The 14558-nt window shown below is 36.3% G+C and carries 13 protein-coding genes and 1 tRNA gene; 11 read left to right on the plus strand and 3 right to left on the minus strand.

All coding sequences use genetic code 11. The features are described from left to right. Positions 1-16: 16 nt before the first annotated feature. Positions 17-101 (minus strand) — tRNA-Leu (locus tag METIN_RS02205). Between the two features lie 132 nt (positions 102-233). On the opposite strand from METIN_RS02205, the gene METIN_RS02210 reads away from it, so the two are divergent. The 9 genes from METIN_RS02210 to METIN_RS02250 are packed head-to-tail and all read left to right on the plus strand — an operon-like array spanning position 234 to position 9055. Then, positions 234-761 carry a DUF531 domain-containing protein gene (locus tag METIN_RS02210; RefSeq protein WP_013099859.1) on the plus strand — a complete coding sequence of 176 codons (528 nt, stop codon included), beginning with the start codon at positions 234-236 and terminating at the stop codon, positions 759-761. Next, positions 733-1038, plus strand: coding sequence for a hypothetical protein (locus METIN_RS02215; RefSeq protein WP_013099860.1), 306 nt, complete (start codon positions 733-735; stop codon positions 1036-1038). Before METIN_RS02210 ends, METIN_RS02215 begins: the two co-directional genes overlap by 29 nt. A gap of 15 nt (positions 1039-1053) precedes the next feature. Then, complete coding sequence (locus METIN_RS02220) at positions 1054-3084, plus strand: V-type ATP synthase subunit I (protein WP_332247472.1); 2031 nt, start codon at positions 1054-1056, stop codon at positions 3082-3084. A gap of 18 nt (positions 3085-3102) precedes the next feature. Beyond that, a complete protein-coding gene (locus tag METIN_RS02225) occupies positions 3103-3756 on the plus strand; it encodes an ATP synthase subunit K (RefSeq protein ID WP_013099862.1) in 654 nt (217 codons plus the stop codon). A gap of 26 nt (positions 3757-3782) precedes the next feature. Next, on the plus strand, positions 3783-4394 hold the full coding sequence (locus METIN_RS02230; protein WP_048203311.1) for a V-type proton ATPase subunit E: 612 nt from the start codon (positions 3783-3785) through the stop codon (positions 4392-4394). Positions 4395-4405: 11 nt separating this feature from the next. Further along, positions 4406-5551: a V-type ATP synthase subunit C gene (locus METIN_RS02235; protein ID WP_013099864.1), complete on the plus strand. Its 1146-nt coding sequence runs from the start codon at positions 4406-4408 to the stop codon at positions 5549-5551. Between the two features lies 1 nt (position 5552). Further along, on the plus strand, positions 5553-5846 hold the full coding sequence (locus METIN_RS02240; RefSeq protein WP_013099865.1) for a V-type ATP synthase subunit F: 294 nt from the start codon (positions 5553-5555) through the stop codon (positions 5844-5846). A gap of 21 nt (positions 5847-5867) precedes the next feature. Then, positions 5868-7637: an ATP synthase subunit A gene (locus METIN_RS02245; RefSeq protein ID WP_013099866.1), complete on the plus strand. Its 1770-nt coding sequence runs from the start codon at positions 5868-5870 to the stop codon at positions 7635-7637. Positions 7638-7660: 23 nt separating this feature from the next. Beyond that, on the plus strand, positions 7661-9055 hold the full coding sequence (locus tag METIN_RS02250; protein WP_013099867.1) for an ATP synthase subunit B: 1395 nt from the start codon (positions 7661-7663) through the stop codon (positions 9053-9055). Here the strand turns inward: METIN_RS02250 and METIN_RS02255 are convergent. Both METIN_RS02255 and METIN_RS02260 read right to left on the minus strand, forming a co-directional pair. Next, on the minus strand, positions 9052-10656 hold the full coding sequence (locus tag METIN_RS02255) for a tRNA uridine(34) 5-carboxymethylaminomethyl modification radical SAM/GNAT enzyme Elp3 (RefSeq protein ID WP_013099868.1): 1605 nt from the start codon (positions 10654-10656) through the stop codon (positions 9052-9054). The two genes, METIN_RS02250 and METIN_RS02255, sit on opposite strands and share 4 nt — an antisense overlap. Positions 10657-10756: 100 nt before the next feature. Then, complete coding sequence (locus tag METIN_RS02260) at positions 10757-11584, minus strand: sugar phosphate isomerase/epimerase family protein (RefSeq protein WP_048203313.1); 828 nt, start codon at positions 11582-11584, stop codon at positions 10757-10759. A 97-nt stretch (positions 11585-11681) separates the two neighbouring features. Here METIN_RS02260 and METIN_RS02265 point away from each other — a divergent pair, with 97 nt between their 5' ends. Both METIN_RS02265 and METIN_RS02270 read left to right on the plus strand, forming a co-directional pair. Then, positions 11682-12950 carry a bifunctional L-myo-inositol-1-phosphate cytidylyltransferase/CDP-L-myo-inositol myo-inositolphosphotransferase gene (locus METIN_RS02265; RefSeq protein ID WP_013099870.1) on the plus strand — a complete coding sequence of 423 codons (1269 nt, stop codon included), beginning with the start codon at positions 11682-11684 and terminating at the stop codon, positions 12948-12950. After that, complete coding sequence (locus tag METIN_RS02270) at positions 12947-14482, plus strand: 2-isopropylmalate synthase (protein WP_013099871.1); 1536 nt, start codon at positions 12947-12949, stop codon at positions 14480-14482. Before METIN_RS02265 ends, METIN_RS02270 begins: the two co-directional genes overlap by 4 nt. The last annotated feature ends 76 nt before the right edge of the window (positions 14483-14558 follow it).

Here is a 14558-nt window from a genome sequence, read left to right on the forward strand (position 1 = left end):
AGGATATAAAAAATAGTGCGGGGGAGGGGATTTGAACCCCCGAACCCCTACGGGACCGGATCTTAAGTCCGGCGCCTTTGGCCAGGCTTGGCGACCCCCGCTCAGAAGGTATTATGTAAAATCACATAAGGAATATATAAACTTTTCGGTTTTAAGTTGTTTCCAAAAATATATTAATTATGCCAATTAAGATACTTGATATTTATATTTAAAACGATTTTAGAGCAAAAGTTATGAAAAGAATTACATTAATTTTGTACAACTCTTATGATAAAAAGAGATGGCATGAAGCTCATAAGAGGGCCATAGCAAGAGCAGCTCCTGTTTGTTGGGCATATAATTGTAACTTAGCCATTATGGATTTTCCTGTTGAAGATGTTGAAGAGGTTAAAGAAATAAGTACAACTATAGGAGACTCTGGGAAGTATCTGAGAATGCTAATAGAAAATAATAAGTTTTTTATTGTTGATAAGTTTTTATCTCAATTTGGAGTTCCTATAGCTTCAACATCTAAGCCAGACAAGAAAAAGAGTATTACTCCAGAGGAAACAATAGGTTTATTAACTAAAAAGCCTATTGGAATTTTTATAGGGTTAGGTAGGCATGGCTTACCAAAAGACATTTTAGAGTTTTCCAAGTATCACTTAGATATAACTAAGAAGGGAATATCATTAGAAACCTGTACAGCTATAGGCTGTATTCCAGCCACACTTTACTGGATTGGTGAAATGTATGATAGCAGAGGTTATAAAAGAGATTAGGTTAGTAGAAGAAGAAGCTATTAAAAAGATAGATGAAGCTAAGAAAGAAGCTGAAGAGATAAGAAAGATGGCTATTGAGGAAGGGAAAAAGATAATAAAAGAGGCTGAAGAAGAGGCTAAGAAGATAGTAGAGAATTTAATAAAAACTAAAGAAGAAGAGGCTAAAGCTGAAGCTGAGAAGATTATAGAGAAGGCTAAGAAAGAGGCTAAGGAGATTGAAGAAGCTGCTAAGATGAAGATCTTAACCTTGAAGTTGAGTGAGATTTTAGAGATCTAAGGAAGGTGATTATAAGTGAGACCTGCAAGAATGAAAAAGGTTAAGTTGGTGGTATTGGATGAATATGCTGACAATGTTATAAGGGAACTACATGAATCTGGGTTAAGTGAAATTTGTAGTGTTTCTGAAAAATTGGAAAATCCTGAATGGAGGTTACTGTTAAGCCCTTCACACCCTGCAGGTTATTTAAAAGATGTCACCTCCTTAATGCTAAAGGTTAGTAAAATCTTAGACCTTTTCAATACAGTAAACCCTAAGGAGGGTAGTATAAAAGAGTTTTTAAATCCTGAGCCTCCAAAGAAGAGGACACTAAATTTAAAGACTCATGAGGAAGTTATTGGCTATGTTAAAGACATTGTTAGCAAGGTTGAGGGTGAGGTTGAACCTCTTGCTAATAAGTTGAATGAGTTGGAAAATAAAGAGAGTAGGCTAATTCAACTAAAAGAGCAAATCTCTTATTTATTAAGCTTTGAGTTTGATTTAAAATACTTAGGTTATGGAAAATATGTCTTTATAGGCTGTGGTAGTGTTTTAAAGGAAAATGTTGAAGAAATTATAAATAACTTAGATAAGGTTGCTGATGGCTACATAGAGGTTTATGTTGGAAAAGAGTTTGAGAAGGAGAAGAAGGTTAAGGTTCCTATCTTAGTTATCACTTTAGTGGAGAAGTTAGATAAGGTTTTAGCTGAACTAAGAAAGTATGAGTTTGAGAGATACAATATAGAGGGAGTTGAAGGTTATCCAAAGGAAGTTATTAGTAAAATAGAGAGAGAGTTGGAAGAGATAAAGAGAGAGAAAGAGAATATAGTTAATAAGTTAAAAGAGCTATCAAAGAAGTGGGAAGAAGATCTCTTAGTTTGCTATGAACTCTTAGAAATTGAAAAGGAGAGAGGAGAGGTTTATACAAACTTCGGAAAGACTTTAAGAACTTACTATATAGAGCTTTGGACTCCTAAGATGTATGTTGATAAGGTTAAAGAAATTGTGGAAAGAGCTTCTAATGGTTACTCTGAGATATCTGTTGAAGACCCAGATGAGCCAGAGGAGAAGATTCCTGTCATGTTAAACAATCCAAAGCCAATAAAGCCATTTGAGATGCTCACTGAGATGTATGCAGTTCCAAAGTATAATGAGGTTGACCCAACCCTATTAATAGTTCCTGGCTTCCTACTGTTCTATGGAATTATGCTAACTGATGCTATCTATGGATTGGCTTTAACCTTAATTGGCTTATGGATGTACAAAAAGTTAGGAAAGGTTAGTGAGGGAGCTAAGAACTTAGGTTACATCTTAACCTTAGCAGGGATTTCAACAGTTATTATGGGAATTATAACAGGAGGTTACTTAGGAGACTTCTTAGATAAGTTCTTAGGAATCAATGTTTATGACTTAGGCTTAGCTATCATAAACCCATTAGGAGAGAGTAAGTTCTTTGAAAATGGTCCAATAGTTATTTTAGGCTTCTCCATCATTGTAGGTTTAATTCATTTACTCATTGGATTACTAATAGGGTTCAAAGAGAACTTAAAAAAGAGCTTTGGAGAGGCCTTTATAAACCAAGGAATCTGGATTCTCTTAATATTGTCAATCTTTGTAGGAGTTCCTATTTATATGATGGGGAATATTTTAGGCCTTTATATAATAGGAGCCTTTGTAGTCTTAGCCATCTTGGTTAGCATGTACAAAGGATTTAAATCTGGAGGAATTATGGAAGCTATCTTAGGAGCTATGGATATAACAGCATTCTTAGGGAATGTTTTGTCTTATGCAAGGCTTTTAGCTCTCTGTTTGGCTACTGGAGGTTTAGCAATGGCTGTTAATATTATGGCTAAGATTGTTGGAGAGTCAATCCCAATTATTGGAGTGATATTAGCAATAATTATATTAGTTGGAGGGCACATCTTTAACTTTGTCATGAATGGGTTAGGAGCCTTTATACACTCTCTAAGGTTACACTATGTTGAATTCTTCTCCCAATTCTATGAAGGTGGAGGGAAGAAGTTCTCTCCATTTAAGGCTAAGAGAGAATATACAGCAGTACAATAAAAAATGAGGTGATTGAAGATGGATCCATTACTATTAGGAGCAATTGGAGCAGGTTTAGCTGTTGGTTTAGCTGGTTTAGGTTCTGGAATTGGAGCGGGAATTACAGGAGCAAGTGGAGCAGGAGTTATAGCTGAAGATCCTAACAAGTTTGGTACAGCCATAGTTTTCCAAGCATTACCACAGACACAGGGTTTATATGGTTTCTTAATAGCTATCCTTATTCTCTTTGTCTTCAAAACAGCTCCTGCCTGGGCAATGTTTGGAGCAGGTTTAGCTGTTGGTTTAGCTGGTTTATCAGCTATAGGACAGGGAATAGCTTCAGCAGCTGGTTTAGGGGCTGTAGCTGAAGACAATGAAATGTTTGGTAAGGCTATGGTTTTCTCTGTCCTTCCAGAGACACAGGCAATTTATGGTTTATTAGTAGCTATCCTCTTACTTGTTGGAGTCTTTGCAGGAGCTGGAGCTAAGGATGTAGCTGCTTTAGGTGCAGGGTTTGCAGTTGGTTTTGCTGGTTTATCTGGAATAGGACAGGGGATTACTGCAGCTGGAGCTATTGGAGCAACTGCAAGGGATCCTGAGGCTATGGGTAAAGGTTTAGTCTTAGCTGTCATGCCAGAAACCTTTGCTATCTTTGGTCTCTTAATTGCTATCTTAATTATGCTCATGGTCTAATCAATTAAATTTTTTTGGTGATATCTGTGGGAATTGAGAAGATAAAGGAGAAGATATTAGAAGATGCTAACTTAGAGGCTAAAAAAATTATAGGGGAAGCTGAAAAGGAAAAGGAAGAGATATTAAATAAGGCTAAAGAAGAAGCTGAAAAGAGAAAAAATGAAATTTTAAAGAAGGGAGAAAAAGAGGCTGAGATTCTTTATAATAGTATTATAGCAGAAGCTAAGTTACAGGCAAGGAGAGAGATCTTAGAGGTTAAGGAGAGAATTATTGAGAAGGCTATTCAGAAGTTAAGGGAAGACTTAGCCAAGTTACCAGATGAGCCTGAGTATATGGATAAGTTGTTAAAGTTAATTAAAGAAGGAGCTATCTCCTTAGGAGGAGGAGAAATATTTGTTAATTTAAATAAGAGAGATTATGAGAGGTTAGAGGAAGAGGCTCTATGGAAGTTGGAGAAGGAAGTTGAGCTAAAAACTAATAAAGTTACAGTCCTTAAGAAGGGAGAGGTTGTAGATATCTTAGGGGGCTGTATCCTAAATAGTGGAGATAAAACTAAGTTATTAGATAACAGCTTAGAGGCAATATTTGAGAGATCTCTACCAAAGATAAGAATTAAGGTGACTGAGAAGTTGTTTTAAGGTGAGAAAACATGGATATTAGTTTATTAAACACTTTAAAAGACTTGTTAAACTTTGTTGATAATCCTTTTTTGCTTCTCATTGTTGCCTCTGCTGTTATCATCATTTTAGTGGTTATTGTCTGGATAACAAAGATGGTTATTGATCTTGCCCCCTATGCCTATGTGAATGCAAGAGTAAGGAGTAGAGAGGGGAAGTTATTAGATAAGAGTAAGATCTCTGAACTCTTAGAGGCTGGATCCTTAGAAGAGATCTTAGGACTTTTAGGAGACACTGAATATAGTAAATATCTAAGTGATATTAAGGATGAGATAGACTTAGAAAAGGCTTTAAACCAATATTTAGCTGAAACTTATGAATTTCTCTACAACATTTCCCCAGAGAAGGCTAAAAAAGTTTTAAAGATAATGATGATAAAGTTTGACATAAAAAATATAAAAACCTTAATTAGGGCTAAGAAACTTGGCTTATCTCCAGAGGAGACTTTAAAATTATTAGTGCCAATTGGAACCTTATCAAAGAAGCTTAAAGAACTCTCTGAAATGGAGAGTGTTGAGGAAATAATAAGAGGTTTAGAGGGAACTGAATACTTTAAAATCTTACAGAATGCTTCCAACACTAAAGAGATGGAGCTTTTATTAGATAAATATTACTTAGAGCTTTTAAGAAATGCCTTAATGACTGAAGGGAAAGAGGAAGATATCTTTAAAGAGTTCTTTGGAACCTTAATAGATGTTGAGTTATTGAAAGTGTTGTTAAGGGCTAAGGTTGATAATATAAGTGCTGAAGAGCTTTCAAAGTACTTAACCTCTGGTTATGAATTACCTGAGTGGAAGTTAAAAGAGCTTGCTGGAGCTGAAGGAATAGAGGGAGTTATAGGAGGTTTAGAAGGAACCTCTTACTATCAGATACTTTCAGATGCCTTAGATGAGTATCAGAGGACAAAGTCTATTTATGTCTTTGAGAAGGTTCTTGATAAGTTAATCTTAGAGAAAGGTAGAGCTCTCTCACTGAGAAAGCCTTTTGGTGTAGGGCCAATTATAGGCTTAATTGTTGGGAAAGAGTTGGAGATAAAGAACTTAAAAATTATAATTAAAGGGAAGTTAGAGAATTTGAAAGCTGAAGAAATTAGATCCTTGTTAGTTCAGGTGAAGTAGAATGAGAATAGGGGTTATTGGTGATAGAGAAACAGCCATAGGCTTTAGATTGGCTGGACTTAAGGATGTCTATGAAGTTAAAGATAAAGAAGATGCTATAAAAGCTTTAAAAACTTTGGCTGAAAATAAAGATATAGCATTTATAATTATAACAGAGAGGTTAGCTGAAGAGATAAGAGAAAACATGAAAAATATAAATAAAGTTATTGTAGAAATTCCTGACAAAAATGGAAAATTGGCAAGAGAGGATCCAATAAAAGAGCTTATAAGAAAGGCTGTTGGTGTTGCTAAATAAAAAATCTTTAAGGTGAAGGTAATGGCTGGTAAGATTGTTAAAATAGCTGGGCCTGTTGTAGTTGCTGAAGGAATGAAAGGTTCTCAGATGTATGAAGTTGTTAAGGTTGGAGAAGAGAAATTAACAGGAGAAATTATTCAATTACATGGAGATAGAGCAGTTATTCAGGTTTATGAAGAAACTACTGGGGTTAAACCAGGAGAGCCAGTTATTGGGACAGGTTCACCTTTATCTGTAGAGTTAGGGCCAGGGATGTTAAGAGCTATGTATGATGGTATTCAGAGACCATTAACAGCTATTGAAGAGAAGACTGGCTCAATCTTCATCCCAAGAGGAGTAGATGTTCCAGCACTTCCAAGAGAGATAAAATGGGAGTTTAAACCTGTTGTCAATGAAGGAGATTTAGTAGAGGGTGGAGATGTTATAGGTTTAGTTGATGAAACTCCTTCTATAACACATAAAATAATGGTTCCATTTGGAATTAAGGGGAAAATTGTTGAGATAAAAGAGGGGAAATTTACTGTTGAGGAAACTGTTGCCACTGTTGAGTTAGAGAATGGAGAAACAAGAGAAATAAAGATGATGCAAAAGTGGCCAGTTAGAAAGGGTAGACCTTACAGAGAAAAGTTACCTCCAAAGATTCCTTTAATCACTGGGCAAAGAGTTGAAGATACTTTCTTCACCTTAGCCAAGGGGGGAACTGCAGCTATTCCAGGACCATTTGGAAGTGGGAAAACAGTAACTCAGCATCAGTTAGCTAAGTGGAGTGACGCTGACGTTGTTGTCTATATAGGTTGTGGAGAAAGAGGAAATGAGATGACTGAAGTTATTGAGGAGTTCCCACACTTAGAGGATATAAGAACTGGAAACAAGTTGATGGATAGGACAGTTTTGATAGCTAACACTTCAAATATGCCAGTTGCTGCAAGGGAAGCATCTGTCTATACAGGGGTAACTATAGCTGAATACTTCAGAGATATGGGTTATGGGGTTTTATTAACAGCTGACTCAACATCAAGATGGGCAGAGGCAATGAGAGAGATCTCTGGAAGATTGGAAGAGATGCCAGGGGAAGAAGGATATCCAGCTTACTTAGCTTCAAGATTAGCTCAATTTTATGAAAGAGCTGGTAGAGTTGTTACCTTAGGTAAGGATGAGAATAAGAAAGATAAGATAGGCTTCGTCTGTATCGTCGGAGCTGTCTCTCCACCAGGTGGAGACTTCTCAGAGCCAGTTACTTCAAACACACTGAGAATAGTTAAGGTGTTCTGGGCTTTAGATGCTAACTTAGCAAGAAGAAGACACTTCCCAGCAATTAACTGGCTTATGAGTTACTCCCTCTATATTGATGAGGTTACAGACTGGTGGCATAAGAATACTGGGCCAGACTGGAGAATGCTGAGAGATACAGCTATGAACTTACTACAGAAAGAGGCTGAACTCCAAGAGATTGTTCAATTAGTTGGGCCTGATGCCTTGCCAGATAGGGAGAGAGTTATCTTAGAAGTTGCAAGAATGTTAAGAGAAGACTTTTTACAGCAGGATGCCTTTGATGATGTAGATACTTACTGCCCACCAATGAAGCAGTATTTAATGTTGAAAATTATTATGACCTTCTATGAAGAGGCTTTAAAGGCTGTGGAGAGAGGAGTAGAGCCAAGTAAGATATTAAAGGTTTCAGTTAAGCAAGACATTGCAAGAATGAAGTATATGCCTCATGATGAATTCATTAATGTTAAATCCAAGGAAATTTTAGAGAAAATTAAAAAAGAGCTTTCCTCCTTAACATAAAAAACTTTTTAGGGTGAGATTTTATGGCATCAGCAGCTATAGAGTATAGCTCAATTAAAAGTATAGCTGGGCCTTTATTGATAGTTGAAGGAGTTGAAGGAGCTGCTTATGGAGAGATAGTTGAGATCATCTGTCCAGATGGAGAGAAGAGAATGGGTCAAGTTTTAGAGGCAAGAGAAGGTTTAGCTGTAGTTCAGGTTTTTGAGGGGACAACTGGGTTAAATGTTGATAAAACAAGAGTTAGATTTACAGGAAAGACTGCTAAGATAGGAGTCTCTACTGAAATGTTAGGAAGAATCTTCAATGGTAGAGGACAGCCAATAGATGGGGGGCCAGAGATAGTTCCAGAGATGGAGTTAGATATTAATGGCTATCCACTAAACCCTGTTTCAAGAAAGTACCCAAGTGACTTTATACAAACTGGAATCTCTACAATTGATGGGATGAACACATTAGTTAGAGGGCAAAAGCTTCCAATCTTCTCAGGGTCTGGTTTGCCACACAACCAGTTAGCTGTCCAAATTGCAAGACAGGCAAAGGTTAGAGGAGAAGGGGAAAAGTTCGCTGTCGTCTTTGCAGCTATGGGGATTACAGCTGAAGAGGCTAACTTCTTCATGGAAGAGTTTAGAAGAACAGGAGCTTTAGAGAAGGCTGTTGTCTTCATCAACTTAGCTAACGACCCAGCAATTGAAAGAATCTTAACTCCAAGAATGGCTTTAACTGTTGCTGAATACTTGGCATTTGAGAAGGACATGCATGTCTTAGTTATCTTAACTGACATGACTAACTACTGTGAAGCTTTAAGGGAAATCTCAGCAGCAAGAAATGAGGTTCCTGGAAGAAGAGGATATCCTGGTTATATGTATACTGACTTAGCTACTATCTATGAAAGAGCTGGAAGGGTTAAAGGAAAGGTTGGAACAATAACACAAATTCCTATCTTAACCATGCCAGATGATGATATAACCCACCCAATCCCAGACTTAACTGGTTATATTACAGAGGGACAGATAGTTCTATCAAGAGAGTTACATAGAAAAGGAATTTACCCACCTATTGATGTCCTTCCATCCCTATCAAGATTGGCTGGAAGTGGTCAAGGGCCTGGAAAGACAAGAGAGGATCATAAAAAAGTTGTTAACCAAGCCTATGCTGCCTATGCAGAGGGTAGAAGTTTAAGAGACTTGGTTGCTGTTGTTGGGGAAGAGGCTTTAACTGAGAGAGATAGAGCTTACCTAAAGTTTGCTGATGAGTTTGAGAAGAGGTTTGTCAACCAAGGAAAGGATGAGGAGAGAAGTATAGAAGAAACTCTTGACTTACTCTGGGAGTTATTAGCCATACTACCAGAAGAAGAGTTGAAGAGAGTTGATAAGGAATTAATTATGAAGTATCACCCAAAATACAGAAAGAAGAGTTAAAGCTCTTTCCCCATATAAGCTCCAACTCTTTTATACCCCAACTTTCTGTAATATTCCCTAACCCCTATTCCACTTGTGACCAATATCTTCTTTTTCCCAAACTCTTCCTTAGCTATTCTCTCAGCTTCTTTCATCAACATCCTTCCATATCCCATATGTTGCCAGCTAACCTCTTTTATATCTCTTGTTAAAGCCTTTTCCCATCCAAAAACATGTAGCTGTCTAACTAACATAGTTTTATCATCAATCTCTTTCCTAAATGGTTTATATGGATCTCTCAACCTTAAAAAGGCTATTAATATGTCATTTTTAACATCTTCAAAGGATAAGAAAATTTCAGTTCCTCCACTTGCCTCATAATCTTCCCTAACCAACTTTATATGCTCAGGATCTGGTAAGATGCCTTTTTTGTAATAAACATGTCCTACCTCTCTACATCTTATACATCTACACCTTAACCCTTTTTTCTCCATATACTTATAAACAAGCTCTCCTAAGTTACTCTTCTTAACTCCATCAACTATAACAGTTGCAGGAATATCCCTCTGAATCCTTGAAGTTCTAACCCACTTAGGCATGATAGATTTAGCATAGCTGATAACTTCTATAGCCTCCTCTTCTCTGTAAGGTTTAAACTCTCCCCTCTTCCACATCTCATAAAGCTCTGTCCCCTCTATAACTAAGCAAGGATAGATTTTAACCATGTCTGGCATAAAGTCAGGGTTCGTAAAGATTTCCTTAAACATCTTCTTGTCCATCTCTATACTTGATCCTGGCATCCCTGGCATTAGATGATAAGAAACCTTTAACCCACTATCTTTTAAGAGTTGTGTAGCCTTTATAGTGTCTTCAACACTATGCCCTCTCTTACATAGCTTTAATATTTCATTATAAATTGACTGAACCCCTAACTCAACTCTTGTAGCTCCCAACTTAAGCATCTGGTTTATCTCTTTCTCACTACAGTAGTCTGGCCTTGTCTCTATACAGAGGGCTACACATCTATGCTTAGCCGTCTCATTAATCTTCTGAGCCTCTTCTAAGCTTTTACTTTCCCTTTCATTCATTGCATCTAAGCATCTCTTTATAAACCAATCCTGATACTCTATTTCCCTTGCTGGAAAGGTTCCTCCCATGATGATGAGCTCAATTTTATCAGTTGGATGCCCAACCTTTTCCAACTGCTCTATCCTTGCCCTTGTTTGTAAGTAAGGGTCAAAGTTAAACATCAAGCCCCTCATTGTTGCAGGCTCTCTTCCAGTATAACTCTGAGGAACATCTCCAAAGACACTATCTAAACCTCCAGGGCAAAAGATACATTTACCATGTGGACACTTAGCTGGGGATGTCATAACTGCAACAACAGCAACCCCTGAGATGGTTCTAACAGGCTTCTTTCTTAAAATTGGAATTAAAATTTTCTTCTCCTCTTCAGTTGCATACTTTAAAATTTCAGAGTTTGATGGATGCCCTATTCCAATTCTGTAAATTCTTAAACACTCACTTTTAATTTGCTCTATCCTTTTTTTGTCTAAGGTTTTTCCCTCTTTGTATTCTTTTAAAATTCTCTCTATGATACATCTCATTAGCTTCTCTTTCATGTTTGCTCACAATTTATTAGTTTATATATTTGGATAAAATAGAAAAATATGTTTTAAGTTGAAGTTAATAATTAAAAAAGAGATAAAATTATAAAAATTTTTAATTAATGTATGGAACCCTTATTTCTCTAAGTAAGAGTCTCTTAACATATCTCTTCTTGTATCCCTTTGAAGCTAACTTTATGCTGTTCTTAACATTCATTTCATTGTAGTAATTTCTTATCTCCAAGATTAAGTTCTTAACCTTACACTTCCTTAGCTCATTTAAAACCATCTTCCAGTTAATATTTCCCTCTCCTAAGGGTAAGTGGTTATCAACAAAACCAAAGTTGTCATGTAGATGGACATGCTCTATATATGGTCTTAGCATTTTAAAGTATTCTCTCATGCTCATTCCATACTTATTACACATTAGATAGGCATGACCAACATCTAAGGTTACTCCAATCTCATCATCAAGTAAGCCAGAGAACTCATGGGGAAAGGCTCCAATTCTATTATCACAGAGGTTTTCAAGGACTATCTTAACAGAGTATTCATTTGCCAAGTTAATTAAAGACTTTAAAGCTCTTAGAGTATTTATATATGCCTTATGGTAAGAACCATTTATGTCTCCACCATGGATAACAACATACTTAATATTAAGTAATGAAGCTATTTTAAAGACATTCTCCATTATCTTTAAATCCCTCTCTCCCTTTCCAAGGTCTACACAAACACTATTTGGCTCATCAGATGTTGGAGAGTGGAGTGTGTATTTAACATTTAAAGTTGATAAATAGTCTATAGCTTCTCTATTAATCTCTCCATCCTTATCCAATAGAGGAATATCACTGAATCCAAGCTCTACACAATTAACTTTTAGCTCATCTAAGCTAAAGCCTTTATTTGTTATCTCACTAACTAAGTATGAGCAGATCCCTATCATAGCCATCTCACAGATTTTGCTTTCAAGTTTCATACTAAGAGTTAATTATATATAAACTTAACTATTGTTGAATATTAGTTCATAAAAGGTGAACTTTATGGATAAAGCTGTGATTTTGGCAGCTGGGTTAGCCAAGAGAATGGGAGAACCAGAGACTCCAAAGGGGTTAATAAAGATTGCTGGAAGAGAAATATTATATAGAAATATGAAAATATTGGAAAACTTAGGAGTAAAGGAGTTTATAATTATAACCAACACTAAATACTATAAAAAATTTGAAGAGTTTTTAAAAAAGTATAACTTCAGGGGAAAAGTAGTTATAAATAAAGAGCCTGAGAGAGAAAATGGTTACTCTCTCTACTTAGCTAAGGACTATGTTAAAGAGCCTTTTATTTTAATGATGAGTGACCACATCTATGGGGAAGACTTTTTAAAAGAGGCTATTAAAGGAGAGGGCTTAGTTGCTGATAGAGAGCCAAGATATATAGATGTAGAAGAGGCTACAAAGGTTAAGGTTTTAAATAATAGGGTTAAAGATATTGGGAAACATTTAAAGGAGTTTGATGCTGTAGATACTGGCTTCTTTATCCTAACTCCTGAAATTTTTAAGACTATAGAGAAAATTAATAAGGAGAAGATAACTTTAAGTGAAGTAATGAAAGAGGCTGAGGTTAAGGTTCATTTTGTTGATGGTAAGTTTTGGACAGATGTTGACACCCCAGAGGAGATAAAGAGGGCTAAGTGGTTATTAATAAAGAACTCTGTTAAGGGAACTGGAGATGGGTTTATATCAAGGTATATAAATAGGAAGATATCAACAAGGATAAGTTATTTTTTAGTTGATCACTTAACCCCTAATCAAATGACTGTCATCTCTTTTATCTTAGGAATTCTGTCAGCTTTACTATGCTTCATAAGCATTCCCTTAGGAGGAATATTTTATCAAATTAGCTCTATAGTTGATGGTGTTGATGGAGAGATAGCAAGGGCTTCACTGAGGACAAGTAAGTTAGGTGGCTACATAGATTCTATCTTAGATAGATATGTAGATTTTTTCTTCCTCTTAGTCTTGGCTTATCTAACTATAAGTTCTACACTAATGTGGGTTATAGCTTGCTTAGCCATCTTTGGCTCTGTTATGGTTAGTTATTCAACTGAAAGATATAAGGCTGCCTTTGGTAGAGACATATATAAGGATATAAAGGAGATGAAATATTTAATAGGGAAGAGGGATGAGAGAGTTTTCCTTACTATGATCTTCTGTCTTCTTCAGAAGGTTGAGCTACTCTTTATCATATTGGCAATTATAACCAACATAAGGGTTATATTAACCCTATATTTAGTCTGTAAGAAGGTGAGAGAATGATACTATACAAGGAGGAGAATGAAATAATTAAAGAAGCTCTAAAAGGACTAAAGCTTCCAGATAGGGTTTATATTTTTGACACCACTCTAAGGGATGGAGAGCAAACTCCAGGGGTTTCACTAACTGTAGATGAGAAGGTTGAGATAGCTATCAACTTAGATAAGTTAGGGGTTGATATTATAGAGGCTGGTTTCCCAATATCATCAAGTGGAGAGTATGAAGCTGTAAAGAAGATAGCTTCTCTAAACTTAGATGCTGAAATCTGTGCATTAGCAAGGGCTGTTAAGGAAGATATTGATAGGGCTATAGACTGTGGAGTTGATAGAATCCATACTTTTATAGCCACTTCCCCACTACACAGAAAGTATAAGTTAAAGATGAGCAAGGAGGAGATTGTAGAGAAAGCTGTTAATGCCATTGAATATATAAAGGAGCATGGGATTAAGGTAGAGTTCTCAGCTGAAGATGCTACAAGGACTGAAATTGATTATTTAAAGGAGGTTTATAAGAAAGCTGTTGAAGCTGGAGCAGATATTATAAATGTTCCTGACACTGTTGGGGTTATGATTCCAAGGGCTACCTATTACTTAATAAGTGAGCTAAGGAAAGAGATTGATAATATATCTGTCCATTGTCATAATGACTTTGGTTTAGCTGTAGCCAACAGCTTAGCAGCAGTTGAAGCTGGAGCAATTCAGTGCCATGTAACAGTTAATGGCTTAGGAGAGAGAGGAGGAAATGCTGCCTTAGAAGAGGTTGTCACTTCCCTACACTTCATATATGGAATAAAAACTAAAGTGAAGACAGAAGAGCTTTACAATATTTCAAAGCTTGTTGAGAAATTAACAGAGGTTAAGGTTCAGCCTAATAAGGCTGTGGTTGGAGATAATGCCTTTGCACATGAATCTGGAATTCATGCACATGGAGTTTTAGCCCATGCTCTTACCTATGAGCCAATCCCTCCAGAGTTGGTTGGGCAAAGAAGAAGAATTATTTTAGGGAAGCATACAGGGACACATGCAATAGAGGCTAAGTTAAAAGAACTTGGCTACACCAACATAAATAAAGAGCAATTTAAGGAGATTGTGAAGAGAATAAAGAGCTTAGGAGATAAGGGTAAGAGGGTTACAGATAAAGATGTTGAAGCCATAGTTGAGGATGTCATTGGAAGGGTTAGCAAGAGAGAAAGAGTGGTTGATCTGGAACAGATAGCTGTGATGACAGGAAATAAGGTGATTCCAACAGCTTCAGTAGCTCTAAAAATTAATGATAACTTGATAAAAACCTCAGCCATTGGTGTTGGACCAGTTGATGCTGCTGTCAAAGCTATACAGAAGGCTATAGGAGAGAAGATTAAGATTAAAGAGTATCATATAGATGCTATAACTGGAGGAACAGATGCCTTAGCTGAGGTTGTTGTTACCTTAGAGGGATATGGAAAGGAGATAACTACTAAAGCAGCAAGAGAGGATATTGTAAGAGCCTCAGTTGAAGCTGTGATAGATGGAATTAACAAAATTCTTAAAAAATAACCACTCTTTTTTTTATTTAGATTGAAAAATTAACATTAACAAAATAAAAATTTTTATATAGAACTTCAAAGACATT

It is taken from the genome of Methanocaldococcus infernus ME, from assembly GCF_000092305.1.
GTDB lineage: Archaea > AGJL01 > Methanococci > Methanococcales > Methanocaldococcaceae > Methanocaldococcus > Methanocaldococcus infernus.